This is a genomic window from Streptomyces sp. WMMC500 (assembly GCF_027497195.1).
Taxonomy (GTDB): Bacteria; Actinomycetota; Actinomycetes; order Streptomycetales; family Streptomycetaceae; genus Streptomyces.
Map to the genome: position 1 here is coordinate 6753558 of NZ_CP114905.1, position 26084 is coordinate 6779641.

Below are 26084 nucleotides of genomic sequence, written 5' to 3' on the forward strand. Positions count from 1 at the left end.
GAGGACCGGAGCGGTCACTTCAGGTCTCCGGCCTGGTAGTAGCCCTCCTCGACGAGCAGGTCCGTGTTGGTCTTGTCGATGCTGACCGGGTCGAGCAGGAACGACGGCACGACCTTGGTGCCGTTGTCGTACGTCTTGGTGTCGTTGACCTCGGGCTTGCCGCCGGTGAGCACCGCGTCGGTCATCTGCACGGCCTGCTTGGCGAGCTTGCGGGTGTCCTTGTAGACGGTCTGGGTCTGCTCGCCGGCGATGATGGACTTGACGGAGGCCAGCTCGGCGTCCTGCCCCGTGACCACCGGCAGGTCCTTGCCGCCGCTGCCGTAGCCGGCGCCCTTCAGCGCGGAGAGGATGCCGATGGAGATGCCGTCGTACGGGGAGAGGACCGCGTCGACGTCCTCGCTGCCGTAGTTGCCGCTCAGCAGGTCGTCCATGCGCTTCTGCGCCGTGCCGCCGTCCCAGCGCAGCGTGGTGACCTGGTTCAGCTTCGTCTGGCCGGACCGCACGGTGAGCTGTCCCGAGTCCAGGTACGGCTGGAGCACGCTCATGGCGCCGTTGAAGAAGTACTGCGTGTTGTTGTCGTCGGGGGAGCCGGCGAACAGCTCGACGTTGAACTTCGCGTCCTTGTCGTCCTCGAGCTCGAGGGCGTCCACGATGTACTGGCCCTGCAGCCTGCCGACCCGCTCGTTGTCGAAGGAGGCGTAGTAGTCGACGTTCTCGGTCTCCAGGATCAGCCGGTCGTAGGCGATCACGGGTATGCCCGCCTCTTCGGCGTCGGAGAGCACCTCGGTGAGCGAGGTGTTGTCGATCGCCGCCACGACGAGCGCGTCCACGCCCTTGGTGATCATGTTGTCGATCTGCGAGACCTGGTTCTCGACCTTGTCCTCGCCGTACTGCAGGTCGGTCTCGTAGCCGGCGGCCTCGAACTCCTTGACCATGTTCTCGCCGTCGGCTATCCAGCGCTCCGACGACTTGGTCGGCATGGCGATGCCGATCGTGCCGCCTTCGCCGGAGTCCTTCTTCTCCTCGCTGCCGCCCTCGCTGTCCTGGCCGCAGGCGGCGAGGGCGAGAGCGAGTACGGACACGGTGGCGGCGGTGCGCAGGCGTGCGGCTCGGGGGGTGCGCATGGTGGTCAGATCCCTTCGGGTACGGAGGCGGGGGCGGAGTTGGGGGAGGTGGCAGGGTCGGGCGGGCGGGAGGTGTCAGACTCGGGCGGGCGGGAGGTGTCAGGCTCGGGCGCGGGGGAGGTGGCAGGCTCGGGGGCGGGGAACCGGCGCAGGTCGCCGGGCAGCCGGGAGCCGAGCGGGGACATGGCGTCGCCGGCTCCGAGGCGGTCGAGGAGGTCCAGGACCAGCCGTCCGCGGCGCACCCGTTCGCGCGCGGTGGCGATCACCGTCTCGCGCATGTGGGCGCCGTACGGGTAGATCCCGGGGGCCTTGGAGAGGCCGAACTTCAGGTACAGCGGGGCGCCGCGGCGGATCAGCTCGGCGGCGTCGTACATCCGCACGAAGCCGCCGAGGTCGTCGGGCGCCTCCACGTACAGGTCCATCGGCGCGGCGCTGGCCCGGCGGATCTCGGTGAGCTGCTGGAGCGACAGGTCCGAGGGGATGTTGAGCGAGTCGGCGCCGAGCCGTTCCCAGACCGCGTACGCGGCGGGGTTCACCGGGCCGACGAGCGCGGAGACCTTGAACGTGGTGTGCGCGGGCAACTCGCCCAGCTCGCGCAGCCCGTGCAGCAGCCACAGCACGCCCTCGTCGGCGACGAGCAGGCACGTCACGCCCAGGCTCGCGGCCCGGAGCGCGTCCTCCACGCAGCCGGCGAGCTGGTCGTGCCCGCGGGCCCGCAGTCCGGCGCCGCCGGAGGCGCTGCGGGTGGCGGCGCCGGTGTCCCAGGTGCCGCGCGGGCCGGTGAACAGGCACAGCTCGACGTCCCGTGCGGCGCAGGCCGCGACCATGTCGGTGATCTCGGTGTCGGTGAGCATCCACACGCCGCTGCCCTGGCTGATCCGGTGGACCGGCACGCCGAGGCGGGTGCTCTCCTTCAGGACGGCGGCCAGCGCTTCCGGGCCTTCGACGGACGGGATCTCGGTACGCCACCGGCCTCCGTCGGGGAAGGCGTGCGGCGAGGTGTCGGCCGGGTCGGCCGGCCGGGCGCGGAAGCCGAGGCGGCCGAGGGCCGGTTCACCGGGGGCATGAGGCACGGTACTCCTTTGTTCGGCATTTCGGACGTCGTTCGGTTGTGATCACAAAGGAACAGCGGCCGTCGCCTGGACGGCCGCTCTCCGGGCTACGGCCGCAGCAGCACCTTGCCGACGGCGGGGTCGGTGCCGCCGACGAGGCCGACGGCCTTCTCGTACGCGTCGAGGGGCAGTTCGTGGGTGATCAGCGCGGCCGGGTCCAGCAGCCCGGCGCCGAGCGCGCGCACCGCGTACGACCACGCCGCCGGCGGGGCGCCGAAGACGCCGAGGACGGCGACCTGGCGCATCGACAGCTCCAGCGGGTCGATGCCCGCCGCGCCGCCCGGCGGGATGCCCGTGACCACGGCCCGCCCGCCGCGGCGCGCCAGCGCCACCGCGGCCACCGCCGACCGCGCCGCACCCGCCGTCTCCACCACCATGTCGTACGCCCCCGCCAGGCCGGCGGTGTCGCCGGGCGCCACCGTCCGGGCGCCGCACACCCGCGCCTGCGCGGCCCGTTCCTCCCGCGGCTCGACCACCAGCAGCTCCGCGGGGGAGTACGCGGCGAGCAACTGCACCGCCAGCAGCCCCAGCGTGCCGCCGCCGACGACGGCCACCCGCTCGCCCGGCAGCGGCCCCCCGCGCAGCACCGCCGCCGCGGCGACCGCCGCCGGCTCCAGCAGCGCGGCGGCGCGCAGGTCGGCGGCGTCGTCCAGGACGTGCAGCAGCGTCGCCGGCACCGTCACGGTCTCCGCGAACGCCCCGGGCCGGGTGAACCCCGTCTCGTCGTACGGCCCCTCGCACAGGTTCGGCTCGCCGGCCCGGCAGCGCGCGCACACCTGGCAGCGGCGGAAGCCCTCGGCGACGACCTTCCGCCCGCCCAGCTCCTCGCCGACGCCCGGCCCGACGGCCTCGACGGTCCCCGACCACTCGTGGCCGGGCGTCAGGGGGTACGTGACGTAGCCGGCCGGCCGGGTGCCGTCGTACACCTCGCGGTCGCTGCCGCACACCCCCGCCGCGTACACCCGCACCCGCACCTCGCCGGGCCGGAGCAGCCCGGTCGCCACGCTCTCGACCCGCACCCGGCCCGGGCGCTCCAGCACGACCGCGCGGTGGGCCTCAGCCATCGGGGTTCCTCTTCTCCCAGCCCTCGGCCCACAGGTCGAAGTGCGCCCGCTGCTGCGGGAACTCCGCCGCCGCGTCGGTGTCCAGCTCCACCCCCAGGCCCGGGGCCGACGAGCGGGCGAAGTAGCCGTCGACCACCTCGGGCGCGCCCTTGACGACCTCCTTGATCTCCGCGTCGGCGAAGTCGTTGAAGTGCTCCAGGATCTTGAAGTTGGGCGTGCAGAAGCCGACCTGCAAGGAGGCCGCGGTCAGCACCGGGCCGCCGACGTTGTGCGGCGCGACCAGCACGTAGTGGGTCTCGGCGGTGGCGGCGAGCTTGCGGGTCTCCAGGATGCCGCCGACGTGTCCCACGTCCGGCTGGACGATGTCGGCGGCCTGGCTCTCGAACAGCTCGCGGAACTCGATCCGGTCGTGGATCCGCTCCCCGGTCGCCACCGGCAGGTCCACCTTCCGCGCCACCTTCGCCAGCGCCTTCAGGTTCTCCGGCGGCACCGGCTCCTCCAGCCACGCCGGCCGGAACGGGGCCATCTCCCGGGCCAGCCGCACCGCGGTGGCCGGTGAGAAGCGGCCGTGCATCTCCAGCATCACCTCCACCTCGTCGCCGACGGCGTCGCGCACGGCCTCGATGAGGGAGACGGCGTAGCGGGACTCGGCGTGGTCCAGCTCGAAACGGCCCGCGCCGAACGGGTCGATCTTCAGCGCCCGGTAGCCGCGCTCGACCACCCTGCGGGCCGCCTCGTGGTACGCCTCCGGGGTGCGCTCGGTGGTGTACCAGCCGTTGGCGTACGCCTTGACCCGGTCGGTCACCGCGCCGCCGAGCAACTGCCACACGGGCACACCCAGCGCCTTGCCCTTGATGTCCCAGCAGGCCGTCTCGACGCACGCGATCCCCGACATCACGATCTCGCCGGCCCGGCCGAAGTCGCCGTACTTCATCCGGCGGACCAGGTCCTCGATCGCGAACGGGTCGGAGCCCGCGATGTGGTTCGCCTCCGCCTCGCGGAGATAGCCGACGAGGGCGTCGGTGTGGCCCAGCATCCGGGTCTCGCCGACCCCGGTCAGGCCCTCGTCGGTGTGCACTTGGACGTAGGTCAGGTTGCGCCAGGGGGTGCCGACCACGTGCGTGCTGATTCCGGTGATGCGCACGGCTGCGGGCTCCTTCACCGTGTTCGAGATTTCGTCAGTCGTTCGAAATGCTGGCGCGACAGTAAGGAGGCAAGCGGCAGGTGTCAACGGTCAGCGCACGGCGAACTCGTAGACCGTGGCCGAACGGTAATGCTCGCCGGGCCGCAGCACGGTCGAGGGGAAGTGCGGGTGGTGCGGTGCGTCGGCGAAGTGCTGGGTCTCCAGCGCGAGTCCGTCACCCGGACGGTATGCCCGCCCGGAGAGCCCGGTGAACGACGGGAAGACGAAGTTCGCGGTGTAGAGCTGCAGTCCGGGCTCGGTGGTCAGCACCCGCAGCACCCGGCCCGAGGCCGGCGAGCGGACCTCGGCCACCGGCTCGGGTCCGGCGGTGACGCCCTTGTCGAGCACGAAGTTCTGGTCGTACCCGCGGCCGATCAGCAACTGAGGGTGCCCGGAGCGCAGTTCGGCGCCGACGGGGCGCGCGGTGCGGAAGTCGAACGGGGTGCCCGCCACGTCCGCGATCTCGCCGGTCGGCGCCGAGGTGGGCGTGTTGACGGTGAACCGGCTGGCGGCGATGCGCAGCCGGTGGTCCTCGACGCTCCCGCTGCCCTCGCCGTCGAGGTTGACGTACGAGTGGTTCGTGAGGCTCACCACCGTCGGCGCGTCGGTGGCCGCCTCGTAGTCGAAGCGCAGCGCGCCCCCGGCGGTCACGGTGTACGTCGCCCGCACCTGGAGCGTGCCGGGGAAGCCCTCCTCCCCGTCCGGGCTCGTCCGCGACAGCAGCAGCGCGGCGGCACCCGGCGCGGCCGGCGCCTCGGCCGCGGCCCACACCCGCTTGTCGAAGCCGCGGGCGCCGCCGTGCAGGCAGTTGGGGCCGTCGTTGGCGGGCAGCGCGTACGTGCGGCCGTCGAGGGCGAACGAGGCCCCCGCGATGCGGTTGGCGTACCGCCCGATGAGCGCGCCGAAGTACGGGTCCGCGTGGGCCACGTACTCGTCCACGGTCGCCAGCCCCAGCGCCACGTTCGCGTACCGCCCGGCCCGGTCCGGCACCTCCACGGACTGCACGATCCCGCCGTACGACAGCACCCGCACCCGGGTGCCGCCCGCGACCAGCGTCCACCGCTCGACGGGAGTGCCGTCGGCGAGCTTCCCGAAGGGCTCGGCGGTGACGGAGGGCGCCGGCGCGGCGTCGGGCGGGGGCAGGGGAGTCTCGGCCATGGGGAGACCTTATGCGCCCCGCCCGGCCGTCCCGCGCGCCGCCCGACGCCCGGCCCGCCTACTCCTCCCGGGCCGCGCGGAGCTTCTCGTACGCGATCTCCGCCAGGACCCGCTGGCCCTCCTCGTCCGGGTGGAAGGAGTCCCAGCGGCTCAGGTGGTCGCCGGTGAAGGCGTACTGGAACGCCGCCCCGTCGTCGTACACGCACAGCGGGTGCTTCCCGCACTCCTCCTGGAGCACCGCGTTGAACTCCACCACCCGCTCCTGCACCGCGTCGCGCCGGCCGGTCGCGGACACGCCGAGGTCCGACGGGTCCTCCAGCATCGACTGGCAGATGCCCAGCGACCAGATCTGCCGGGTCAGCGCGCTGCCGCGGCCCACCTCCCACAGCCGCATCAGGCTCGGCACGCTGGAGACGTACACCTGCGTCCGCGGCAGGTCGGCCGCCAGCCGGTCCAGCGAGTCCGCCACCGCCGTGCGGAAGTCCGCCACCGGCGTCATCCCCGCCGCGCTGTCCGTGCAGGCGTCGTTGGCGCCGATGAGGACCGTCACGAGGTCCGGGCGGCGGGCGATGGCCTCGCCCGTCTGGACCGGCAGATCCGCCACCTGCGCGCCCGAACGGGCGAAATTCCAGGTGTGCCCCGACGGCTTGTCCAGCAACCGCCCCGCGAGGCTGTCCACGTCCTTCGAGGTGCCCGTCGACCAGGACTTCTCCGGGCAGTCCGAGAGGGGTTCGCAGGCGTGGAAGCCGCGCGTGATGGAGTCGCCGAGCGCGGCCACCGACCGCGGCGGCCGGGGCGCCGCCCTCGCCTGCTCCGACGGTGCCCCCACGTCCTCGGCGCCGCCTGACGGCGCGGCAGATCCCCTGTCCCTCCCCTGTGTCGAGCCCTCGCCGGTGCAGCCGGCGAGGACCAGTGACCACGCGACCGCCCCCGAGAAGACGAGTGCCGCCCCTTTGCGCATCCCTGCGCTCCCTCCCGCCCCCGAGGTCGTCCTCCGAACGTAGTCAGCATGCCCAGGACCGACCGTACGGCACGCGCGGAGTGCGCCGGCGCGATAGCTTGGCTGGTGCTCAACGGCCCGTATCGCGGCGGGATCGCACCCGGTGGCGGAGTGTCCTGTTTACCCGGAAAGGCGACCCGTGGTGTTTACTCTAGGCAACTTCGAGCCCGCGGATGGAGGCCCCCGGTGACGACGCGTGGAGTTCTGTTCGTCCACTCTGCCCCGCGGGCGCTCTGCCCGCACATCGAGTGGGCGGTCGCCGGCGTCCTCGGCGGCCGGATCAGCCTGGACTGGATCCCGCAGCCCGCCTCTCCCGGCACGTGGCGCGCGGAGTTCTCCTGGCAGGGCGAGCCCGACACCGCGTCCCGGCTGGCCTCCGCGCTGCGCGGCTGGCACCTGCTGCGCTTCGAGGTCACCGCCGAGCCGTACGCCACCGCGGAGGGCGAGCGCTACAGCTCCACCCCCGACCTCGGCATCTTCCACGCCGTCACCGGCGTGCACGGCGACATCCTCATCCCCGAGGACCGGCTGCGCGCGGCGCTGGCCCGCGCGCAGCGCGGCGAGACGCAGTTGGAGGCGGAGATCGCCAAGCTGCTGGGCAAGCCGTGGGACGACGAGCTGGAGCCCTTCCGCTACGCCGGCGAGGGCGCGCCGGTCCGCTGGCTGCACCAGGTCGTCTGAACCCGGCGGGCCGTCGGGCCCGCCGGGGGACGGTCGCGGCCGGGCCGGCCGGACCGCGCGTCAGACCGAGCGGAACGCGAGCACCACGTTGTGGCCGCCGAAGCCGAACGAGTTGTTCAGCGCGACGATCCGGCCGCTCTGCGGCAGCGGGGTCGCCTGCACGGCGATCAGCGCCGGGTCGACCTCGTCGTCCAGGTCGTCGACGTTGATCGTCGGCGGCGCGACGCGGTGCCTGACCGTCAGCACCGCCGTCACCGACTCGATGCCGCCGGCGCCGCCCAGCAGATGGCCGGTCATCGACTTCGTACCGGAGACGAGGACGTGCCCCAGCTCGTCGCCGAACACCTTCTGCATGGCCTTGATCTCCGCCACGTCGCCCTGCGGCGTCGACGTCGCGTGCGCGTTGACGTGGACGACCTCGGCGGGCGTCAGGTCGTTCTGCGCGAACAGGTTCTCCAGCGCCGCCGCGATGCCGCGGCCGCTCGGCTCCGGCTGCGCGATGTGGTGGCTGTCCGCCGACAGCCCCTGGCCGACCGCCTCGCAGTAGACCGTCGCCCCGCGCCGCTTCGCGTGCTCCGCGGACTCCAGCACCAGCACGCCCGCGCCCTCGCCGAGCACGAAGCCGTCGCGCTCCTTGTCGTACGGGCGGGAGGCGCCGCGCGGGTCGTCGTTGTTCTTCGACATCGCCATCATGTTGGCGAACGCCGCGATGGGCAGCGGGTGGATCGCCGCCTCCGTGCCGCCGGCCACGACGACGTCGGCGCGGCCGGTGCGGATCATCTCCACCGCGTAGCCGATCGCCTCCCCGCCGGAGGCGCAGGCGCTGACCGGCGTGTGCACGCCGGCCCGGGCGTTGATCTGCAGGCCGACGTTGGCCGCCGGGCTGTTGGGCATGAGCATCGGCACCGTGTGCGGCGAGACGCGCCGGGGACCCTTGTCCCGGAGGTTGTCGTACTGGTCCAGCAGGGTCGTCACGCCGCCGATGCCGGAGGCCACGACGGCGCCGAGCCGGTCGGGGTCGACCGCGGAGTCCTCGCCCGCCCGGGCGGTGAACCCGGCGTCGGCCCACGCCTCCTGGGTGGCGACGAGCGCGAACTGCGCCGCCCGGTCCAGCTTGCGGGCCTGCGGCCGGGGGATGGTCTCGGTGGGCTCCACCGCGACCTCGCCCGCGAACCGCACGGGCAGGTCGGCGGCCCACGGGTGGTCCAGGTCCGCGATGCCGGAACGGCCGGCCACCAGGCCGTCCCAGGTGGACGCGCTGTCGCCACCCAGCGGTGTGGTGGCGCCGATTCCGGTGACGACCACGGTGCGATCGGTCGCGTTCACGTCGATGCTCACTCCGAAGGTTGAGGTGTTTCTACGGTGCCACCGCGGGCCGCCGCCGCGCCCGCGGGCGCAGGGGAGGGGGTGGCGACAGCGGGCGACCGGTCGGTCAGCTCTGGTGCTTGAGGATGTAGTCCGTGGCGTCGCCGACGGTCCTGAGCTGCTTGACGTCGTCGTCCGGGATCTTGACGTCGAAGCGCTCCTCGGCGGCGACGACGACCTCGACCATGGACAGCGAGTCGACGTCCAGGTCGTCGGTGAACGACTTGTCCGACTGGACGTCCTCGACCGGGATGCCGGCGATCTCGTTCACGATCTCCGCGAGACCGGCGACGATCTCTTCCTGAGTGGCGGCCATCTTGGGGACTCCTTCTTTCCGTTCCTTGAGGTTGTTCTCGAGTGGAGTGAGCTGCGGGGCGGTCGGGCGGCCCGACCGCGGGTCAGGGAAGGGTCACGACCGTGGCGGCGTAGACCAGTCCGGCCCCGAACCCGATGACGAGGGCGGTGTCCCCGCTCTTCGCCTGCCCGGTCGCCAGCATCCGCTCCATGGCCAGCGGGATGGAGGCGGCCGAGGTGTTGCCGGTGGTCTCGATGTCGCGGGCGACCGCGACATGCTCCGGCAGCTTGAGGGTCTTCACCATCGAGTCGATGATCCGCATGTTGGCCTGGTGCGGGATGAAGACGTCCAGGTCGTCCGGCGTGATGCCGGCGGCCTCCAGGGCTTCCTGGGCGACCTTGGCCATCTCGTAGACCGCCCAGCGGAAGACCGTCTGGCCCTCCTGGGTGATGGCGGGGAACTTCACGTCGCCGTTGTCGTCCAGGGGCAGTTCGCCCAGGTCGCCGACGCGGAAGCGGTCCCACGACACGGTCTGCTTGATGGTCTCGTGCTTGTCGCCCTCCGAGCCCCACACCGAGGGGCCGATGCCCGGCTCGTCGGCGGGGCCGACGACGACCGCTCCGGCGCCGTCCCCGAAGAGGAAGGCGGTGGTCCGGTCGGACGTGTCGGTGAGGTCCGAGAGCCGCTCGACGCCGACGACGAGCACGTGCTCCGCGCTGCCCTCCACGATCAGGCCCTTGGCCAGCGTCAGCCCGTACCCGAAGCCGGCGCAGGCGGCGGAGATGTCGAACGCGGCCGGCTTGCCGGCGCCCAGCAGGTGCGCGATCTCGGTGGCGACCGACGGCGTCTGCAGGAAGTGCGAGACGGTCGAGATGATCACGGCGTCGATCTGCTCCGCCGTCACGCCCGCCGCCGCGAGCGCCTTGCCCGCGGCCTCGACGGACATCTGGGCGACGGTCTCGTCCGGGCCCGCCCAGTGCCGGGTGGCGATGCCCGAGCGGCTGCGGATCCACTCGTCGGAGGAGTCGATGTACTGCAGGATCTCCTCGTTGGTCACGACGCGGGTCGGGCGGTAGCCGCCGACGCCCATGATGCGGGCGTACGGAGCACCCTTGGTGGGCCGGATCTTCGCGGTCATGCGCTCTCCTCCGCGGCCGCCGCGGCGGCCGTCTCGGCGACGGCGGCGCGGGCCTTCTCGATGTCCTCGGGAGTCTTCAGCGGAACCGCCGCCACGCCCTTGAGGGCGCGCTTGGCGAGTCCGGTGAGCGTGCCGCCGGGGGCGGCCTCGACCAGCGCGGTCGCGCCGTGTGCCGCGAAGGTCTCCATGCAGGCGTCCCAGCGGACCGGGCTGGCGACCTGGTCGACCAGCCGCTCGACGACCTCCGCGCCGGTGCTCACCACGCGGCCGTCGCCGTTGGACACGTACGGAATCTGCGGGTCCGCGGGGGTGAGCCGCCCGGCGCGCGCCGCCAGCGCGGCCACGGCGGGCTTCATGTGCTCGGTGTGGAAGGCGCCGGCGACCTTCAGCGGCATGACGCGGCGCGCCCCCTCGGGCTTGTCGGCGGCCAGCTCCGCGAGCTGCGCGGCGGTGCCGGCGGCGACGATCTGGCCGGCGCCGTTGACGTTGGCGGGGGTGAGGCCGAGGCGGTCCAGGTGCGCGAGCACCGTGTCCTGCTCGCCGCCGAGGACGGCGGACATGCCCGTCTCCGTGACGGCGGCGGCCTCCGCCATGGCCAGGCCCCTGGCCCGTACCAGCGCGATGGCCTCCTCGTCGGTGATCACCCCGGCGAGCGCGGCGGCGGTCAGCTCGCCGACGCTGTGGCCCGCGACCATGCCCACCTGCCGGCGCAGCGGCGCGGGGCCGTCGAAGAGCGCGTACGCGCTGACCAGGCCGGCGGCGACCAGCAGCGGCTGCGCCACGGCGGTGTCGCGGATCTCGTCCTCGTCCGCCTCGGTGCCGGCCCGGACCAGATCGAGCCCGGCGACGTCCGACCAGGCCGACAGCCGCTCGGCGACGCCGGGCAGGTCGAGCCAGGGGGTGAGGAAGCCGGGCGTCTGTGCGCCCTGGCCGGGAGCTGCGAGTACGAGCACCCTTCAACCTTCTCTTGTCGGGGGTGTCTGCCGCCCGTGAGGACGGGGACGAAGAACACCGGAGGGTTTTGTTGAGTCCGAACAAACGGTTACGGCTGGGGCTCCGTCTCCGTCAGCCGGCCGAGGATCAGTGCGATACGCAGAGTAAACGCCGAACGGACATCGGACGGGGACCAGCCCGTGACATCGGTCACACGTCGCAGCCGGTAGCGAACGGTGTTGGGGTGAACGAACAACATCCGCGCGGCGCCTTCGAGGCTCGACGCCTGCTCCAGGTAGACGCTCAGCGTCTCCAGGAGCGCCGAGCCGGCCTCCGCCAGAGGACTGTAGATCTCCTCCACCAGTTGTTCGCGCGCCGCCGGATCGCCGGCGATCGCCCGTTCCGGCAGCAGGTCGTCCGCCAGCACCGGCCGCGGCGCGTCCTCCCACGCAGAACACGCCTTCAGCCCGGCCGCCGCGGCCTGCGCGGAACGGGTCGCGGCCAGCAGGTCGCCGACCACGGGACCGGCCACCACGGGACCCTGCGCGAACGGGCCGATCAGCGCCTTCGCCGCCTTCAGCGGATCGGCGCTGCCGCCCGCGACGACCACCAGGCGGCTGCCCAGCACACCGGTGAGGACCTGGAGCTTCGCGTGCCGCGAGGCCCGCCGGATCGCCTCCACGGTCAGCTCGCTGTCCCCGTCGGGCGCGGTGCCGAGCACCACGCACACGTGCTCCGGCGCGCTCCAGCCGAGCGCCGCCGCGCGCGACAGGGCGCCCTCGTCGGCCTCGCCGGAGAGCACCGCGTTGACCACCAGCGACTCCAGCCGCGCGTCCCAGGCGCCGCGGGCCTCCGCGGCCTGCGCGTAGACCTGGGCGGTGGCGAAGGCGATCTCGCGGGCGTAGACGAGCAGCGCCTCGCGCAGCGCGGACTCGTCGCCCGGCGCGGCCACCTCCCCGATGGCGGACTCCATGACCTCGATCGTCGTCCGCACCATCTCCACCGTCTGCCGCAGGGTGACCGCCCGCGTCAGCTCCCGCGGCGCGGTGCCGAAGACGTCGGTGGAGATGGCCTGCGGCGTCTCGGGGTGCCGGAACCACTCCGTGAACGCGGCGATGCCCGCCTGCGCCACCAGCCCGATCCACGAGCGGTGCTCCGGGGGCATGGCCCGGTACCAGGGCAACTGCTCATCCATCCGGGCGATGGCGGCGGCGGCCAGTTCCCCGGACGACTTCTCCAGCCGGCGCAGGGTCGCGGCGTGCGGATGCTGCAACCGAGCGGCGTCACGATCGGGCGGCTCGGGTGTCTCGGTCGGTTCAGGCACGGGTCTAGCCTGCCCTATCCGGGTCGCCCCGGACGAAAGCGGCGTCTTCCGGCCGGCGCGGGGGCGACTTCCGGCGGCGTACGGTGGCGGGGTGATTCAGCTACGGCGGGGTCCCGGGCGCTACCGCGGCGGGGACGCGGGGGCGGGAGTCGAGACGCTGCACGCCTTCTCCTTCGGCGGCTTCTACGACCCGCAGAACGTCCGCTTCGGCGCGCTCGTCGCGTGCAACGAGGAGCGGCTGCGGCCCGGCGCGGGCTTCGCCGAACACCCGCACCGCGACATGGAGATCGTCACCTGGGTCCTCGACGGCGAGCTGACCCACGAGGACTCCGCGGGCCGCACCGAGACGGTCCGCCCCGGTGACGTCGCGCGCCTGTCGGCGGGCACGGGCATCCGCCACGTGGAGCGCAACGCGGGCCCCGCGCCGCTGACGTTCCTGCAGATGTGGCTGATGCCGGCGGAACCGGGCGGCACCCCGTCGTACGAGATCGTCCGCGGCATCGCCGACGGCACCCCGCTGGCCGTCGAGGAGGCCGCGGCCGTCCTCCATGTACGCCGCCTGCGCGCGGGCGGACGCACGGCGCTGCCGGACGCCCCGTGGGTCTACGTGCACGTGGTCCGCGGCGCGGTGCGCATCGGGGGCGGGGGCGCGGGCGACGCCCCGCCGGCGGAGGCGGGGGACGCGGCGCGTATCGCGGGCTGCGAGCGGCTGGACCTCACCGCGGTGGAGCCCGCCGAGGTGCTGGTGTGGGAGATGCAGGCGGCGGGCGTATGAAAGCGTTTGTACACCGGCCGTCTCCTTGACGACGGCCGGGCGGGATGGTGGGGGACCGGTCCCCGCACGCGTCTGACAGCGTGCCGACTGCCTGCGCCCGACCGCGTCACCACGGCACCACCCCTGCTGTACGAAGCTCTCCGACGCGGCCGCGCCGTGCAGGCGGCATCGCCGTGCGCAACCTCGCGGTGTTCCACCACAACCGTTCGGCGCCGGGCAGATCCCCTCGGTCGGCCCGGTGCTCCGACCACAGTGAGGCCCTGTGAAGAGAACGACTCGCGCGCTTCTGGTGGGCGTCTTAGCCCTCGGAGTCTCCAGCGTGTACCAGCCGGTCGCGTCGGCCGAGACAGCCGAGATCGGTGCGCCCCTGCCGGTCACGGCCGTCACCGCCAGCGCCGATGACGGCAACGTGCCCGAAAACACCCTCGACGACGATCTGAGTACCCGGTGGTCCGCGGAGGGCGACGGGGTGTGGATCCGCTACGACCTCGGCTCCGTGCAGACCGTCGGCTCGGCGTCGATCGCCTGGCACCAGGGAGACACCAGAAGGAGCACCTTCGACGTCGAACTGTCCGACGACGGACAGCAGTGGACGCCGGCCCTGTCACGGAAAGTGAGCAGCGGGACCAGCCTCCAGCCGCAGAACTACGACTTCGCCGACGCCTCCGCCCGCTACGTGCGCATCGTCGGCCACGGCAACACCTTCAACGACTGGACCAGCATCACCGAGACCACCGTCCACGGTGAGGACGGCGGAGGCGGCGGCGGCGAGTGTGAGTACCCGGCCGACGTCCTGGACCTGACGAACTGGTACATCGGGCTGCCGACCGGCGAGGAGGAGTCGCCGACCAACGTCTACCAGCCGGAACTCGACACCTTCTCGGTCGACCCGTGGTTCACCACGACCGCGGACTGCGACGCCGTCCAGTTCCGCGCCGCCGTCAACGGGGTCACCACCAGCGGCTCCAACTATCCGCGCTCGGAACTGCGCGAGATGACGGACTCGGGGGAGACCAAGGCGGCCTGGTCCGCGAACTCCGGCACGCACACGATGGTGATCGACCAGGCCATCACGGACGTCCCGGAAGAGAAGCCGCATGTCGTCGCCGGGCAGATCCACGACTCCTCGGACGACGTCTCGGTCTTCCGCCTGGAGGACACCAAGCTCTACATCACCTCTCCCGAGGACAGCAATCACCACCTCGTGACCGACGACTACGAGCTCGGCACGAGGTTCCAGGCGAAGTTCGTGGTCAGCGACGGCGAGATCAAGGCCTACTACAACGGCGAGCTGGAGACCACGGTCCCGGCGGACTTCTCCGGCGGCTACTTCAAGGCCGGCGCGTACACCCAGGCCAACTGCGAGCGCTCGTCGCCGTGCAGCGACGACAACTACGGCCAGGTGGAGATCTACGATCTGAGCGTCAGCCACGACGACGGTCTGGCGGCCGAGGACCCGACGCAGGCGGCCGACCGGTACGACTGGGGCGAACCGCTCCCGGTCTCCGACGAGTTCGACTACACCGGCCCGGTCGACCCCGCGAAGTGGGACGTGCCGTCGGGCAGCGTCGGCGGCACGCCCCAGTGCTGGGAGGGGCACGAGGGGAACGGCCGCCGGTGCGGGAAGAACAGCACCGTCGCGGACGGCATCATGACCATGCGCGGCGAGGCGAACGGCGACACCGGATGGATCCGGCAGAACGTCGACATGCAGTACGGCCGCTGGGAGATCCGGTCCCGCTCCCGGAACACCGGCTCCAGCGGCGGGCTCTACCACCCCCTGCACCTGATCTGGCCCACTCACGGCGACCGGCTCAAGAACGGGGAGTACGACTGGGTCGAGTACTCGAACCCCGACGCGCAGTGCCTCTCGGCTTTCCTGCACTACCCGGACAGCCCGACGGACAAGAAGGAGAACCCCGAACTCTGCCCGGTGGACATGACGCAGTGGCACAACTTCGCGTTCGAGTGGACACCGGAGGAACTGGTCGGCTACGTCGACGGGGAGGAATGGTTCCGGTTCGCGGACGGCGCGAACGCCGACCGGGGGGACATCCAGACGATGCCCCTGGGGAATCTCGTCATCCAGCTCGACAACTTCACCGGCGACAGCGGTCTGCGCCCGGCGGTGTTCGAGGTCGACTGGGTCCGGACGTATCCGGTCGGGCCGTCGGACGGCTCTCCGGGTTCTCCGCTGCCGGTCACGGGAGTCACGGCCAGCGCCGATGACGGCAATGTCCCCGAGAACACCCTGGACGACGATCTGAGTACCCGGTGGTCCGGCGAGGGCGACGGGGTGTGGATCCGCTACGACCTCGGCTCCGTACAGACCGTCGGTTCGACGTCGATCGCCTGGCACCAGGGAGACACCAGGAAGAACACCTTCGACGTGGAGCTGTCCGACGACGGACAGGAGTGGACGCCGGTCCTGTCGGGCAAGGAGAGCAGCGGGACCAGCCTCCAGCCGCAGAACTACGACTTCGCCGACGCCTCCGCCCGCTACGTGCGCATCGTCGGCCACGGCAACACCTCCAACGACTGGACCAGCATCACCGAGACGGTCGTCCACGGTGAGGACGGCGGCGGCGAGGATCCCGGGCCGGGACCCGGCCCCGGCCGTACCGTCGAGGTCGCGGACTCGGACGAGTTGCAGGACGCGATGGGGGACGCGCGCGCCGGGGACCGCATCGTCCTCGCGGACGGCGCGTACTCGATCGGGAAGATGAGCGGCAAGAACGGCACCGCCGCCGAGCCCGTCACCGTCGTCGCGGAGAACCGCGGTCAGGCGGTGATCGAGGACGGGCAGTTGGAGGTGCTCGACTCCTCGTACGTCACCTTCGAGGGTCTGAAGTGGACGAACAGTGACACGTTGAAGATCACCAGCTCGAACAACGTGCGGCTGACCCGCAACCACTTCCGGCTGACCGAGGAGGAGTCGCTGAAGTGGGTGATCATCCAGGGTGAGAACAGCCACCACAACCGGATCGATCACAATCTCTTCGAGGAGAAGCACGAGCTGGGAAACTTCATCACCATCGACGGATCCGAGACCCAGCAGTCGCAGCATGACCTGATCGACCACAACCACTTCCGCAACATGGGTCCCCGTGCGGAGAACGAGATGGAAGCCGTCCGGGTCGGCGAGAGCGCGCTCTCCGAGTCGAGCGGATTCACGGTCCTCGAGTCGAACCTCTTCGAGAACTGCGACGGCGACCCGGAGATCGTGTCCGTGAAGAGCAACGACAACGTCGTCCGCTACAACACCTTCCGCACCTCTCAGGGCGTGCTCTCCCAGCGCCACGGGAACCGCGGCTCCTTCTACGGCAACTTCTTCCTCGGGGAGGGGAAGGCGGGAACCGGAGGAATCCGGATCTACGGCCGGGACCACAAGATCTACAACAACTACTTCGAGGGCCTGACCGGCTCCGGCTACGACGCCGCGCTCCAGATCGACGGCGGCGACGTGGACACCTCGGGCGCACTGAACGCGCACTGGCGCGTCTACCGGGCGACCGTCGTGAACAACACCTTCGTGAACAACGTGTCGAACATCGAGATCGGCGCCAACTACGATCTCGCGCCGGTCGACTCGGTCGTCGCCGACAACGTGGTCACAGGAAGCCGCGGCAAGCTGTTCAACGAGGTCATGGAGCCGGAGGACATGACGTACGCCGGCAACATCGCCTGGCCCACGGGCTCGGCGAGCGTCGGCGTCGACGTGCCCTCCGACGCCGTCAGCCAGGCCGATCCGCTGCTGGACGCCGACGGACCGGTCCAGCGCATCGGAGCCGGCAGCCCGGCCATCGACGGCGGCACCGGCGACCACGCGTTCGTGACCGACGACATGGACGGTCAGACCCGCTCGGGCGTCGCCGACGCCGGAGCCGACGAGCGCTCGTCGTCCGCCGTCGCGCGAGCCCCCCTCACCGGGGGCGACGTCGGCCCGAGCGCTCCGTAGGACGCGCGGCACGACCGGCGGCGGCCCCGGCCGCCGCCGGTCGTGTCCTCGCGACGGTCAGGCGACCCACTCCCGGGAGACGCACGTGAACATTCCGAACGCCCCGACAGGACGGTGACGACGATGAGGAAAGGTTTATCGGTGAGACGCATTCTGACCGCCGCGCTGTGCGCGTGCACGGCGATCGGCTCGGTGGCGCTGCTCAGCCCGACGGCGTCGGCGGCGACGCTGCCCATCAGGACGGCGACGGCCAGCGCCGACGACGGCAACGAGCCGGCCAACGCGATCGACGGCGACCTGTCCACCCGGTGGTCCGGTGCCGGTGACGGCGTCTGGATCAGCTTCGACCTCGGCTCGCTCGCCACCGTCGACTCGGTGTCGCTGGCCTGGTACGAGGGGGACAACCGGCGGGCGACGTTCGACGTCGAGCTCTCTCAGGACGGCTCGGAGTGGTCGACCGCGCTGTCCCGGGAAACCAGCAGCGGCGCCACCAGCGACTTCGAGACGTACGACGTCGACGCCGCGCAGGCCCGCTACGTACGGATCGTCGGCCACGGCAACGACTCCTCCGACTCCTCGAAGTGGACGAGCATCTCGGAGGCGACCGTGGCCGGCACGCCCGGCGACGATCCGACTCCGCCCGGGCAGTCCCTCGGCGTCGGCGGCGTGGCGACGCCGCCCGGCGCCATCCTCGTACCGGACCAGGACTCCCGGTACGAGATCGACTCCGGCGGCACGTCGTCCGCGCCCAAGGTCTACGACTGCCAGGGCAACACCGTCCGCGGCGGCATCCTCATCGAGGACGACCACGTGGTGGTGCAGAACTGCCGGGTGGACGCCGAGCAGCAGTACGGCATCTACTCGGACGACAACACCAACGTGACCATCCAGAACAACGACATCAAGGGCGTCGAGGGCCCCGGCGACCTGAACGCCATCACGTTCTTCGGCGACCGTCACAAGATCCTCTACAACACCGCCGTCAACTTCGTGACCGGCGACCCGGGCGACAGCCACACCGACTTCATCCAGACGTGGGTGTCCAGCTCGCACCCCATCGCCAGTGACGACGTGCAGATCCGCGGCAACAAGGCCGTCGGCCCGCCGAACCCGGACCGCGAGGACAGCATCCCCAGCATCCACCAGTGGCTGATGGCCGAGGACTACGGCCGCGGCGGGAACTCCGGCGGCAACACCGACGGGATGAAGAACTGGATCGTCGCGGACAACGAGATGGGCGACAGTTGGAACCAGTCCATCAAGCTGGACGGTCCTGACCAGGTGGCGATCACCCGCAACGACTTCGTGGGCTCCTCGACCCGGGTCATGGAGGTCACCTCGGCCTCGTCCGGCGTGAAGTTCTACAGCGACAACGAGGTCGGCTCGGACTACGGATCGGTCGGCATGACGGTCACCCCGGGCGACGGGCCCGACTGACGGATCCCGGCTCAAGGAGGGGGCGGTCTGTCTGAGGCCGCCCCCTCCGGCTTCATTCCTGTGCGTCATGTCGCTCACGAAACCCGGGCGCGACCTCTGGCAGGCTGATCTCCCCGTCGGAGAGCTGGCGTTTCCCCAGGCGTCGAGTCGGCTTCCGCCGGGGGATCCAGTGAGGCAACCAGGGAGTGAGTGCGCCGGTGCGGACAGGAACGAGGAGGTCGGCCGCGCTCCTCTGCCTCCTGGTGTTCGGCTGCGAGCTGCCCGAGCCCTACGTCCCGCCGGGCAAGAACTCCGGCGGCGGGTACACGTACTACGTCAGCCCGGACGGCGACGACGACCACGACGGTCTCTCCCCCGCGCGGGCCTGGCGGACACTGGAGCACGCCGACGGGGCGAGGCTCAGGCCCGGGGACCGGCTGCGGCTCAGGGCCGGGGCGCGGTTCCGCGGCGAGTTGACCCTCGACGAGAGGGACGCGGGAAGCGCCGAAGAACCCGTGAAGATCGAGTCGTACGGCAAGGGGCGCGCCACGATCGCGGCCTCCGGTGGCACGGGGATCTCCGTCCACAACACGGCCGGTGTCGAGATCCGCGATCTCAACCTGGTGGGGGACCGGGCATCGTTCAGGAAGCGGCCCGGCATCAATTTCTTCGCCGACGCGCCGGACGGCGGGAAACTGGAGAACGTCGCCGTGTCCGGCGTCGACGTCTCGCACTTCAGGACCGGGATCGGCATCGGCGCCGGAAAGGGCACCTCGGGATTCCGGGACGTGCGGATCAGCAACTCCACGGTGCGTGACAACAAGGACGCCGGCCTTTCCGCGTACGGGCCCGACTTCGACGCCGGTGATCCGGCGTACGCGCACGAGCGGGTGACCGTGTTCCGCGTCAGGGCCTACGGAAACGACGGCGATCCGGCTGCCCACGGCCGCAACACCGGCAGCGGCATCATTCTCGGCAGCATCCGCGGGGGGAAGGTGCAGCGGGCGGTCGCGCACGACAACGGGTCGAAGTCGTCCGCCGAGGCTCTGGAAGGGCCGGAGGGCATCTGGACCTACGACTCGACCCGCATGGTCATCGAGAACAGCGTCGCGTACGCCAACCACACCGGCTCGCGCTCCGACGGCGGCGGGTTCGGCCTGGACAACAACGTGTCCTCCTCGGTCCTCCAGTACAACCTGTCCTACGGGAACGACGGCCCCGGCTACCTGGTCTACTCGGCCGCCGACAACCGTGCGCAGAAGGACAACACCGTCCGCTTCAACCTCAGCGGGGGCGACTCCGGAAAGCTCTCCATGTACGGCGGAATCGTGGCGTACGGGAAGAGAGTCCAGGACGTGGACATCTACCACAACACCGTGGTGCAGACCGGCGGCGGTGCCGTTCGGGCGCCGGCCCTCCGGCTGCAGGAGGGACTCACGGGCGCCCGGGTGTACAACAACATCTTCGTCACGGACGGAGCCCCGCTGGTCGATTCGTCCACGCCGTACCCGCCCGCGAAGGTGCGGTTCCGGGGCAACACCTACTTCAGCACCGGTCAGTGGGCCCTGCGGTGGGGTGCCGGAACGTACGACGCGCTGAGCGGGTGGCGCGGGGGCACCGGCCAGGAAGTCCTGGACTCCGCGCCGACCGGGACGACCGGGGACCCCTGCCTCCCGGGGGCGGCGGCCCCGATCACGAGCGTGGCCGGGGCCGCCCGGATGGTGCCGGCGTGCGCCGACGGGGTGGCGGGTGCGGTGGACCTGGAGTCACTCGGCGTCGACCCCGGCCCCGTGGACTACTTCGGGGAGAGGCTCAGCGAGTCGGTGTCGAGCGGAGCGGCGCAGCCGGAGCCGGAGCCGTGAGGGATGATCACGCGCGCGGGCGGGCGGCCGGTGTCCGGCGCCGGCCGGCCGAGCGCCCGCACGGTCCAGCCGGCGGCGCGCCACAGGTCCGCGTCGAGGCCGTTGCGTGCGTCCAGGATCCTCGGCTCCCGCACGACCGCCGCCAGCGCGACGGGATCGAGGTCGCGGTAGTGACTCCACTCGGTCAGGTGCAGCACCACGTCGGCGCCCCGGCACGCCGCGGTCACGTCGGCGGCGTACCGCAGGGCGGGCAGGAGCGCCCGGGCGTTGTCCAGCCCCTGCGGGTCGTGGACGTGCACCTCGGCACCCTCGTCGTGGGCGGCCGCGGCGACGGTGAGTGCGGGTGAGTCGCGTACGTCGTCGCTGTCCGGCTTGAACGTCGCGCCGAGAACCGCCACCCGGCGGTCGGTGAACGTGCCGCCGGCCAGGTCCCTGGCGATGTCGACGGTGCGCCGGCGCTGCCGCATGTTGATCTCGTCGATCTCCCGCAGGAACGCCACCGCCGGGCCCACGCCGAGTTCCCCGGCGCGGGCGGTGAAGGCCCGGATGTCCTTGGGGAGGCAGCCGCCGCCGAAGCCGAGACCCGCGCGGAGGAAGCGCCGGCCGATACGCGGGTCGTGCCCGATGGCGTCGGCCAGGGTGACCACGTCGGCCCCGGCCGCGTCGCACACCTCGGCCATGGCGTTGATGAACGAGATCTTCGTCGCGAGGAACGCGTTGGCCGCCACCTTGACCAGCTCCGCCGTCGCCGGATCCGTGCTGACGTACGGGACGCCCGCCCGCAGCATGGGCGCGTACACGGCTCGCAGCGTGTCGTCCGCCTGCCGCGAAGCGGCGCCGGCGACGAGCCGGTCCGGTTCGAGGGTGTCCCGCACCGCGAAGCCCTCCCGGAGGAACTCGGGGTTCCAGGCGACCTCGACGTGGCCGCCCGGGACGAGTTCGCGCAGCCGGGCGGTGAGCCGCTCCGTCGTCCCCACCGGGACCGTGGACTTGCCCACGATCAGGCACGGACGGTGCAGATGCGGCGCGAGGGAGTCGACGGCGGCGTGGACGTACCGCAGGTCCGCCGCCTGCGCATCGCGCCGCTGGGGTGTGCCCACACAGACGAAGTGGACGTCACCGAACCCGGCGGCCTCGCGGAGCGAGGTGGTGAACCGCAGCCGCCCGGAGCCGACGTTTCCGGCGAGTACCTCCCGCAGACCCGGCTCGAAGAAGGGCGGCCGGCCCTCGGCCAGGGCCCTGACCTTCCCGGCGTCGACGTCGACGCCGAGGACCTCGTGTCCGATCTCCGCCATGCACGCGGCGTGCACGGCTCCGAGATATCCCGTACCGATGACGGTCAAGCGCATGTGTGTGTCCCCTGTCTGGATGACTGCTGACTCCTGAACCGCCGCCTGCGACGGCGGTGGACGGATCAGTCGGGGTAGCCCGACGGGTTCAGCTCCTGGAACTCCCACGCGTCGCGGCACATGGCGGCGAGATCACGGGTCGTGGCCCAGTTCCAGGCCCGTGCCACGGCGCCCGGGTCGGCGACGAGCGCGGCCACGTCGCCCGGCCGCCGCGCGGTGATCTCGTACGGGATCGGCCGGCCGCACGCGTGCGTGAACGCCGCCACGAGTTCGAGGACGGACGTGCCCACCCCGGTGCCGAGGTTGAAGGTGCGCATGCCGCGCTCGTCACCGAGGTGTTCGAGAGCGACGCGGTGTCCGTCGGCGACGTCCCTCACGTGGATGTAGTCGCGGACCCCGGTGCCGTCGGCGGTGGGGTAGTCGTCGCCGAAGACGCGGAGCCCGGGGAGCCGTCCGACCGCGACCTGGGCCAGCACCGGCATGAGGTTGTCCGGCACGCCCCGGGGGTCCTCGCCGAGCAGCCCGCTGGAGTGGGCGCCGACCGGGTTGAAGTACCGCAGCGCCAGGACGCTCATGTCCGGCAGCCGCCGGCACGTGTCGGCCAGCACCTGCTCGCAGAGCCACTTCGTCGTCGCGTACGGGTTGGTGGGCGCGGCCGGGTCCTCCTCGGTCAGCGGCACCGCGGCGGCATCGCCGTAGACCGAGCACGAGGACGAGAACACCAGCCGGTGCACGCCGTGCTCACGCATGGCGGACAGGAGCGCGGTGGTGCCGCCGACGTTCGTGTCGTAGTACTCGACCGGAAGCTCGACGGACTCGCCGACCGCCTTCTTCGCGGCGAAGTGGATCACCGCGTCGAAGGCGTGGGCGTCGAACACCGCGGACAGGGCGCGCCGGTCCCGCACGTCGATCCCGTACGCCGCGGTGACCGGCCGGCCGGCGATCTTGGCGACGCGCTCCAGGGCCCGGGGCGAGCTGTTCGAGTGGTCGTCGACCACGACGACGCCGTACCCGTGCTCCAGCAGTTCGACGCACGTGTGGCTGCCGATGAACCCGGCGCCGCCGGTCACCAGCACTGTTGCGGACATGGACGTACCTCTTTCGACCTCGTCACGGGTTGTCGCGGGAGCGGGCCGGTCTCACCAGCCGATGACGCCTGCCAGGTAGACCGGGTACATCGAGAGAGCCCAGGAGAGCGGAACGAGCAGCGTCCCGGCGGCGATAAGCGGCAGGCCGACCGTGCCCAGCGCGTGCTGGACGCGCACCCCGGCCGCCCTGGCCGCCTCGACGGCGTGCAGCACCGCGACCGCCAGGGCGACCAGCGCGTACGACACGGCACCGACGAGGCAGAGGAAGACGTAGCCCACCGCGGGACCGGTCAGCTCGCCGATGATGGCCGCGCCCGTCAGCACCGACGCGAGGAGGAGATGGGGGGCCACGAGCCGCAGGGGCAGGGGTTCGAGGCCGTCACGGCTCTTCGGCGTGACCTTGAAGACGACCGTCCTGGGGCGCAGCTTCTGCAGGACGGCCGTGCCCACACCCCAGACGACGAACGGCCAGCGCGACACGCCGAACAGCCAGCTCTCCCAGCTCACCACCGGTGCGTCCGCGGGACGCAGCAGGCCGCGCCGGCGCATCAGCACCGCCAGCAGGACCAGCCACACGGTCATCGCCCAGAAGTGGCCGAGGAACTCGAAGTAGTTCACGTTGATCCACGGCAGCCCGGCGACGGCCGCCACCGGAGGCAGCATGAGTCCGACCGTCGAGGTCAGCGCCAGCATCGGGTAGTACGACAGCGCGAGCAGGAACCGCACGCGCAGCCGGCCGCTCAGCCGGCCCAGGTGCCGGGGCACCAGGCCCATCAGCATCACCGCGAGGCTGCGCGACCACTGGAACTCCTGTGTCGCCATCGCCGCGAAGGTGATCGGCCCGTCGCCGTGGGCCTCGGCGTCGATGGCGAACGCCCCCTGCCAGCCGGCGGAGTTGAGCAGGAAGGCGGTGGAGAAGTCCTCGGCCAGCTCGGGGCCGATCCCCCCGATGTCGCGCAGGGCCCGGGTGCGGACCGCGTAGTGGGAGCCGATGCAGACGGGGGCGAGTCCTTCGGAGTGCCCGAGCTGGACGGCGCCGTGGAACATGGCTTCCCGGTGGAGCCGGCCCCGGGCCGACCACGAGGCCGCCGCGTTGGCGTCGCACACGCTCGGGGCGGCCACGTATCCGACGGCGGGATCGGCGAACGGGCGGATCACCTCGGTCAGATACGTCCGGTGCGGCACGTGGTCGCAGTCGAGCTGGGAGACGACGTCGTAGTCGCGGTATCCCCAGTGGTCGTAGAAGTAGGCGAGGTTGCCCTCCTTGCAGCGCGTCCGGCGCGGCCAGGTGGCCCGGTGGTAGTCCGCCCGGCCGCGCCGGCACGACACCCGCACCCCGTTCGCCGCGCACCACTGAAGCACCTCCGCGGACGGGTCCTCGTCGCAGAGCCACACGTCGTACGCGTACGGGAAGTCCTGCGCCAGCATCGCCTGGAGCGTGCCGCGGGCCATCTCCCAGTGCTCCGACGGCGCGCGCGTCACCACGAACGCGGTGCGCACCCGCGGAACGCCGATCACCGGACTGAACCTGCGCAGACGCAGGAGCGGGACGAGGAAGTGCACGGGCATGAGCGCCAGGTACATCAGGAGCGCGCTGTTCACGACCAGCCCCACCCAGCCGATCCGGTGCCCGGGCTGCAGCCACCACACCCAGAACCAGACCAGGCACCCCAGCCATCCCGTCACCAGCACCCGCACCTTCCACCGGTCGGCCCGGGGGAGCAGGGAGACGAAGCTGCCGGCCCCGGTGCGCCGGGACGGTGCGGGCCGGCCGAACGCCGGTCCGTCGGACGGGATGCGGACGACGTTGCCGTCCGAGAGCGCGAGGATCCGGGCACTCAGGTCTGCGTCCGGCAGGTCTGCGTCCGGACGAACGGGTGCCGTGCCGGGACCACCGGTCGCGACGGCCCGGCCCGCGGGTCCTGACTCCGCCTGCGTCATGGGACGGCGGACACGACGGCCGGCACGCCGTCCTGCTGGCCACCCCGGATCGCCGCGGCACCGGCCGCCACCTCCCGGGGCCGCGCGGCGAACCACTCCACGGTCCGGCGCAGTCCCTCTTCGATGCCCACGTCCGGATACCAGGCGAGCCGTTCCTGCGCACGGGTGATCACCGGGCGGCGGCGGGCCGGGTCGTCGACGGGAAGGGGGTGGTACTGCAACTCCGACACCGAACCGGTGATGTCCAGCACGAGTTCGGCAAGCTCGGTGACGGTCCGTTCTTCCGGGTTTCCCAGATTGAACGGGCCTCCTTCCGGCGAGTCGAGCATCGCGACGATCCCGCGGACCAGATCGTCCACGAAGCAGAAGCTGCGCGTCTGCTTTCCGTCCCCGTACAGCGTCAGCGGCTCGCCGCTCAGGGCCTGCGTGATGAAGCTGGACACCACGCGGCCGTCCCGCGGGCGCATGCGCGGGCCGTAGGTGTTGAAGATGCGCAGGATGCCGGCGTTGACGCCGCGGGTACGCCGGTAGGCGGCAGAAAGCGCCTCGGCGTACCGTTTGGCCTCGTCGTACACGCTGCGCGGCCCGACGGGGTTGACGTTCCCCCAGTAGTCCTCTTCCTGAGGATGGGCCAGAGGGTCCCCGTACACCTCGCTCGTCGACGCCAGCACGAAGCGGGCGTCGTGACGCTGTGCGAGGCGGAGGCAGTTCTCGGTGCCGCGGCTGCCCACGGCCAGCGTCTCCAGGGGCCACCGCAGATAGTCGGGCGGCGAGGCGGGGCTCGCGAGATGCGCGACGGCGTCGATCGGCCCCGGGACGTCCACCGCGGTGCTGACGTCGGCATGGATGAACGCGAAGCCGGGGTTGTCCCTCAGGTGTGCGATGTTCTTCGGCTCACCGGTCGAGAAGTTGTCCAGACACACCACGGAGTCCCCGCGCCGCAGGAGTGCCTCGCACAGATGCGACCCCAGAAAACCGCCGCCACCGGTCACGGCAACGTGCATGACTTTCTCCACGAATCAAGGAAGAAACGTCGGCTCCAGGGCCGGGGACGCCCCGCCCTTTCGCGGCGGAGGAGTTCCGGGAGTGGAGGCGGCTCTCGGTGAACCGCAGAAAAATCATATGGAAATAAGAAAGACCGTCCTCAAAGGGTGCGGGGCTTTGCTGGGCTGATCGGCCGTACGCCGGCGGGGCGGCCACTGCCCGCGATCGCCGTGCGGAAGCCCTCGGGGGGCACTGCTCCGCCGGCCTCCGGCTCACTCACCCGTGTGAACCGACGCCGTGCGCGTCGCGCACGGTCTCGTGGAGGCCGCCCCTC

At 71.7% G+C, this 26084-nt stretch carries 20 protein-coding genes; 5 read left to right on the forward strand and 15 right to left on the reverse strand.

Features of this window, described 5'->3' with window-relative positions; all coding sequences use genetic code 11:
* Positions 1 to 14: 14 nt before the first annotated feature.
* The 6 genes from chvE to O7599_RS29045 form a co-directional block, all read right to left on the reverse strand.
* Entirely contained in the window at positions 15 to 1124 is a 1110-nt protein-coding gene (gene chvE, locus O7599_RS29020) for a multiple monosaccharide ABC transporter substrate-binding protein (RefSeq protein WP_281618560.1), read from the reverse strand.
* A 5-nt stretch (positions 1125 to 1129) separates the two neighbouring features.
* Positions 1130 to 2197 carry a hypothetical protein gene (locus O7599_RS29025; protein ID WP_281618561.1) on the reverse strand — a complete coding sequence of 356 codons (1068 nt, stop codon included), beginning with the start codon at positions 2195 to 2197 and terminating at the stop codon, positions 1130 to 1132.
* 86 nt (positions 2198 to 2283) lie between these two features.
* Entirely contained in the window at positions 2284 to 3300 is a 1017-nt protein-coding gene (locus O7599_RS29030; RefSeq protein ID WP_281618562.1) for an alcohol dehydrogenase catalytic domain-containing protein, read from the reverse strand.
* Positions 3293 to 4444, reverse strand: a complete 1152-nt coding sequence (locus tag O7599_RS29035) for a mandelate racemase/muconate lactonizing enzyme family protein (protein ID WP_281618563.1) — start codon at positions 4442 to 4444, stop codon at positions 3293 to 3295. The genes O7599_RS29030 and O7599_RS29035 overlap by 8 nt, the downstream gene beginning before the upstream one ends.
* A gap of 90 nt (positions 4445 to 4534) precedes the next feature.
* Positions 4535 to 5641: an aldose epimerase family protein gene (locus O7599_RS29040; RefSeq protein WP_281618564.1), complete on the reverse strand. Its 1107-nt coding sequence runs from the start codon at positions 5639 to 5641 to the stop codon at positions 4535 to 4537.
* Positions 5642 to 5699: 58 nt separating this feature from the next.
* Positions 5700 to 6602, reverse strand: a complete 903-nt coding sequence (locus O7599_RS29045) for a GDSL-type esterase/lipase family protein (RefSeq protein WP_281618565.1) — start codon at positions 6600 to 6602, stop codon at positions 5700 to 5702.
* 225 nt (positions 6603 to 6827) lie between these two features.
* Here O7599_RS29045 and O7599_RS29050 point away from each other — a divergent pair, with 225 nt between their 5' ends.
* On the forward strand, positions 6828 to 7322 hold the full coding sequence (locus O7599_RS29050; RefSeq protein WP_027743975.1) for a DUF3145 domain-containing protein: 495 nt from the start codon (positions 6828 to 6830) through the stop codon (positions 7320 to 7322).
* Positions 7323 to 7382: 60 nt separating this feature from the next.
* Here O7599_RS29050 and fabF read toward each other — a convergent pair whose 3' ends face one another.
* From fabF to O7599_RS29075, 5 genes are all read right to left on the reverse strand, one after another.
* Positions 7383 to 8648 carry a beta-ketoacyl-ACP synthase II gene (gene fabF, locus O7599_RS29055; protein WP_281618566.1) on the reverse strand — a complete coding sequence of 422 codons (1266 nt, stop codon included), beginning with the start codon at positions 8646 to 8648 and terminating at the stop codon, positions 7383 to 7385.
* Between the two features lie 106 nt (positions 8649 to 8754).
* A complete protein-coding gene (locus tag O7599_RS29060) occupies positions 8755 to 9003 on the reverse strand; it encodes an acyl carrier protein (RefSeq protein WP_281618567.1) in 249 nt (82 codons plus the stop codon).
* Between the two features lie 82 nt (positions 9004 to 9085).
* Entirely contained in the window at positions 9086 to 10120 is a 1035-nt protein-coding gene (locus O7599_RS29065; protein ID WP_281618568.1) for a ketoacyl-ACP synthase III, read from the reverse strand.
* Positions 10117 to 11073 carry an ACP S-malonyltransferase gene (locus O7599_RS29070; protein WP_281618569.1) on the reverse strand — a complete coding sequence of 319 codons (957 nt, stop codon included), beginning with the start codon at positions 11071 to 11073 and terminating at the stop codon, positions 10117 to 10119. Before O7599_RS29070 ends, O7599_RS29065 begins: the two co-directional genes overlap by 4 nt.
* 89 nt (positions 11074 to 11162) lie before the next feature.
* On the reverse strand, positions 11163 to 12377 hold the full coding sequence (locus O7599_RS29075) for a helix-turn-helix domain-containing protein (protein WP_281618570.1): 1215 nt from the start codon (positions 12375 to 12377) through the stop codon (positions 11163 to 11165).
* 91 nt (positions 12378 to 12468) lie between these two features.
* Here O7599_RS29075 and O7599_RS29080 point away from each other — a divergent pair, with 91 nt between their 5' ends.
* The 4 genes from O7599_RS29080 to O7599_RS29095 all read left to right on the forward strand — a co-directional run bounded on the left by O7599_RS29080 (position 12469) and on the right by O7599_RS29095 (position 20388).
* On the forward strand, positions 12469 to 13152 hold the full coding sequence (locus tag O7599_RS29080; protein ID WP_281618571.1) for a pirin-like bicupin family protein: 684 nt from the start codon (positions 12469 to 12471) through the stop codon (positions 13150 to 13152).
* A 319-nt stretch (positions 13153 to 13471) separates the two neighbouring features.
* On the forward strand, positions 13472 to 17110 hold the full coding sequence (locus O7599_RS29085; protein ID WP_281618572.1) for a chondroitinase-B domain-containing protein: 3639 nt from the start codon (positions 13472 to 13474) through the stop codon (positions 17108 to 17110).
* Between the two features lie 141 nt (positions 17111 to 17251).
* Entirely contained in the window at positions 17252 to 18547 is a 1296-nt protein-coding gene (locus O7599_RS29090) for a discoidin domain-containing protein (protein WP_281618573.1), read from the forward strand.
* 197 nt (positions 18548 to 18744) lie between these two features.
* Positions 18745 to 20388 (forward strand): right-handed parallel beta-helix repeat-containing protein, encoded by a 1644-nt coding sequence (locus tag O7599_RS29095; RefSeq protein ID WP_281618574.1) that lies wholly within the window; start codon positions 18745 to 18747, stop codon positions 20386 to 20388.
* On the opposite strand, the gene O7599_RS29100 is transcribed toward O7599_RS29095, so the two are convergent.
* From O7599_RS29100 to O7599_RS29115, 4 genes are all read right to left on the reverse strand, one after another.
* On the reverse strand, positions 20322 to 21737 hold the full coding sequence (locus O7599_RS29100) for a UDP-glucose/GDP-mannose dehydrogenase family protein (RefSeq protein ID WP_281618575.1): 1416 nt from the start codon (positions 21735 to 21737) through the stop codon (positions 20322 to 20324). The two genes, O7599_RS29095 and O7599_RS29100, sit on opposite strands and share 67 nt — an antisense overlap.
* A gap of 65 nt (positions 21738 to 21802) precedes the next feature.
* Positions 21803 to 22825: a UDP-glucose 4-epimerase GalE gene (gene galE / locus O7599_RS29105; protein ID WP_281618576.1), complete on the reverse strand. Its 1023-nt coding sequence runs from the start codon at positions 22823 to 22825 to the stop codon at positions 21803 to 21805.
* A 51-nt stretch (positions 22826 to 22876) separates the two neighbouring features.
* Positions 22877 to 24766, reverse strand: a complete 1890-nt coding sequence (locus O7599_RS29110; protein ID WP_281618577.1) for a glycosyltransferase family 2 protein — start codon at positions 24764 to 24766, stop codon at positions 22877 to 22879.
* Complete coding sequence (locus O7599_RS29115; protein ID WP_281618578.1) at positions 24763 to 25770, reverse strand: UDP-glucuronic acid decarboxylase family protein; 1008 nt, start codon at positions 25768 to 25770, stop codon at positions 24763 to 24765. Before O7599_RS29115 ends, O7599_RS29110 begins: the two co-directional genes overlap by 4 nt.
* Positions 25771 to 26084: the final 314 nt, after the last annotated feature.

Bases quoted from the DNA above. Each gene is read 5' to 3' on its own strand.
- O7599_RS29040 (WP_281618564.1), bottom strand. From the start codon at position 5,641: ATGGCCGAGACTCCCCTGCCCCCGCCCGACGCCGCGCCGGCGCCCTCC.
- galE (WP_281618576.1), bottom strand. From the start codon at position 22,825: ATGTCCGCAACAGTGCTGGTGACCGGCGGCGCCGGGTTCATCGGCAGC.
- O7599_RS29100 (WP_281618575.1), bottom strand. From the start codon at position 21,737: ATGCGCTTGACCGTCATCGGTACGGGATATCTCGGAGCCGTGCACGCC.
- O7599_RS29030 (WP_281618562.1), bottom strand. From the start codon at position 3,300: ATGGCTGAGGCCCACCGCGCGGTCGTGCTGGAGCGCCCGGGCCGGGTG.
- O7599_RS29060 (WP_281618567.1), bottom strand. From the start codon at position 9,003: ATGGCCGCCACTCAGGAAGAGATCGTCGCCGGTCTCGCGGAGATCGTG.
- O7599_RS29045 (WP_281618565.1), bottom strand. From the start codon at position 6,602: ATGCGCAAAGGGGCGGCACTCGTCTTCTCGGGGGCGGTCGCGTGGTCA.
- O7599_RS29065 (WP_281618568.1), bottom strand. From the start codon at position 10,120: ATGACCGCGAAGATCCGGCCCACCAAGGGTGCTCCGTACGCCCGCATC.
- chvE (WP_281618560.1), bottom strand. From the start codon at position 1,124: ATGCGCACCCCCCGAGCCGCACGCCTGCGCACCGCCGCCACCGTGTCC.
- O7599_RS29110 (WP_281618577.1), bottom strand. From the start codon at position 24,766: ATGACGCAGGCGGAGTCAGGACCCGCGGGCCGGGCCGTCGCGACCGGT.
- O7599_RS29115 (WP_281618578.1), bottom strand. From the start codon at position 25,770: ATGCACGTTGCCGTGACCGGTGGCGGCGGTTTTCTGGGGTCGCATCTG.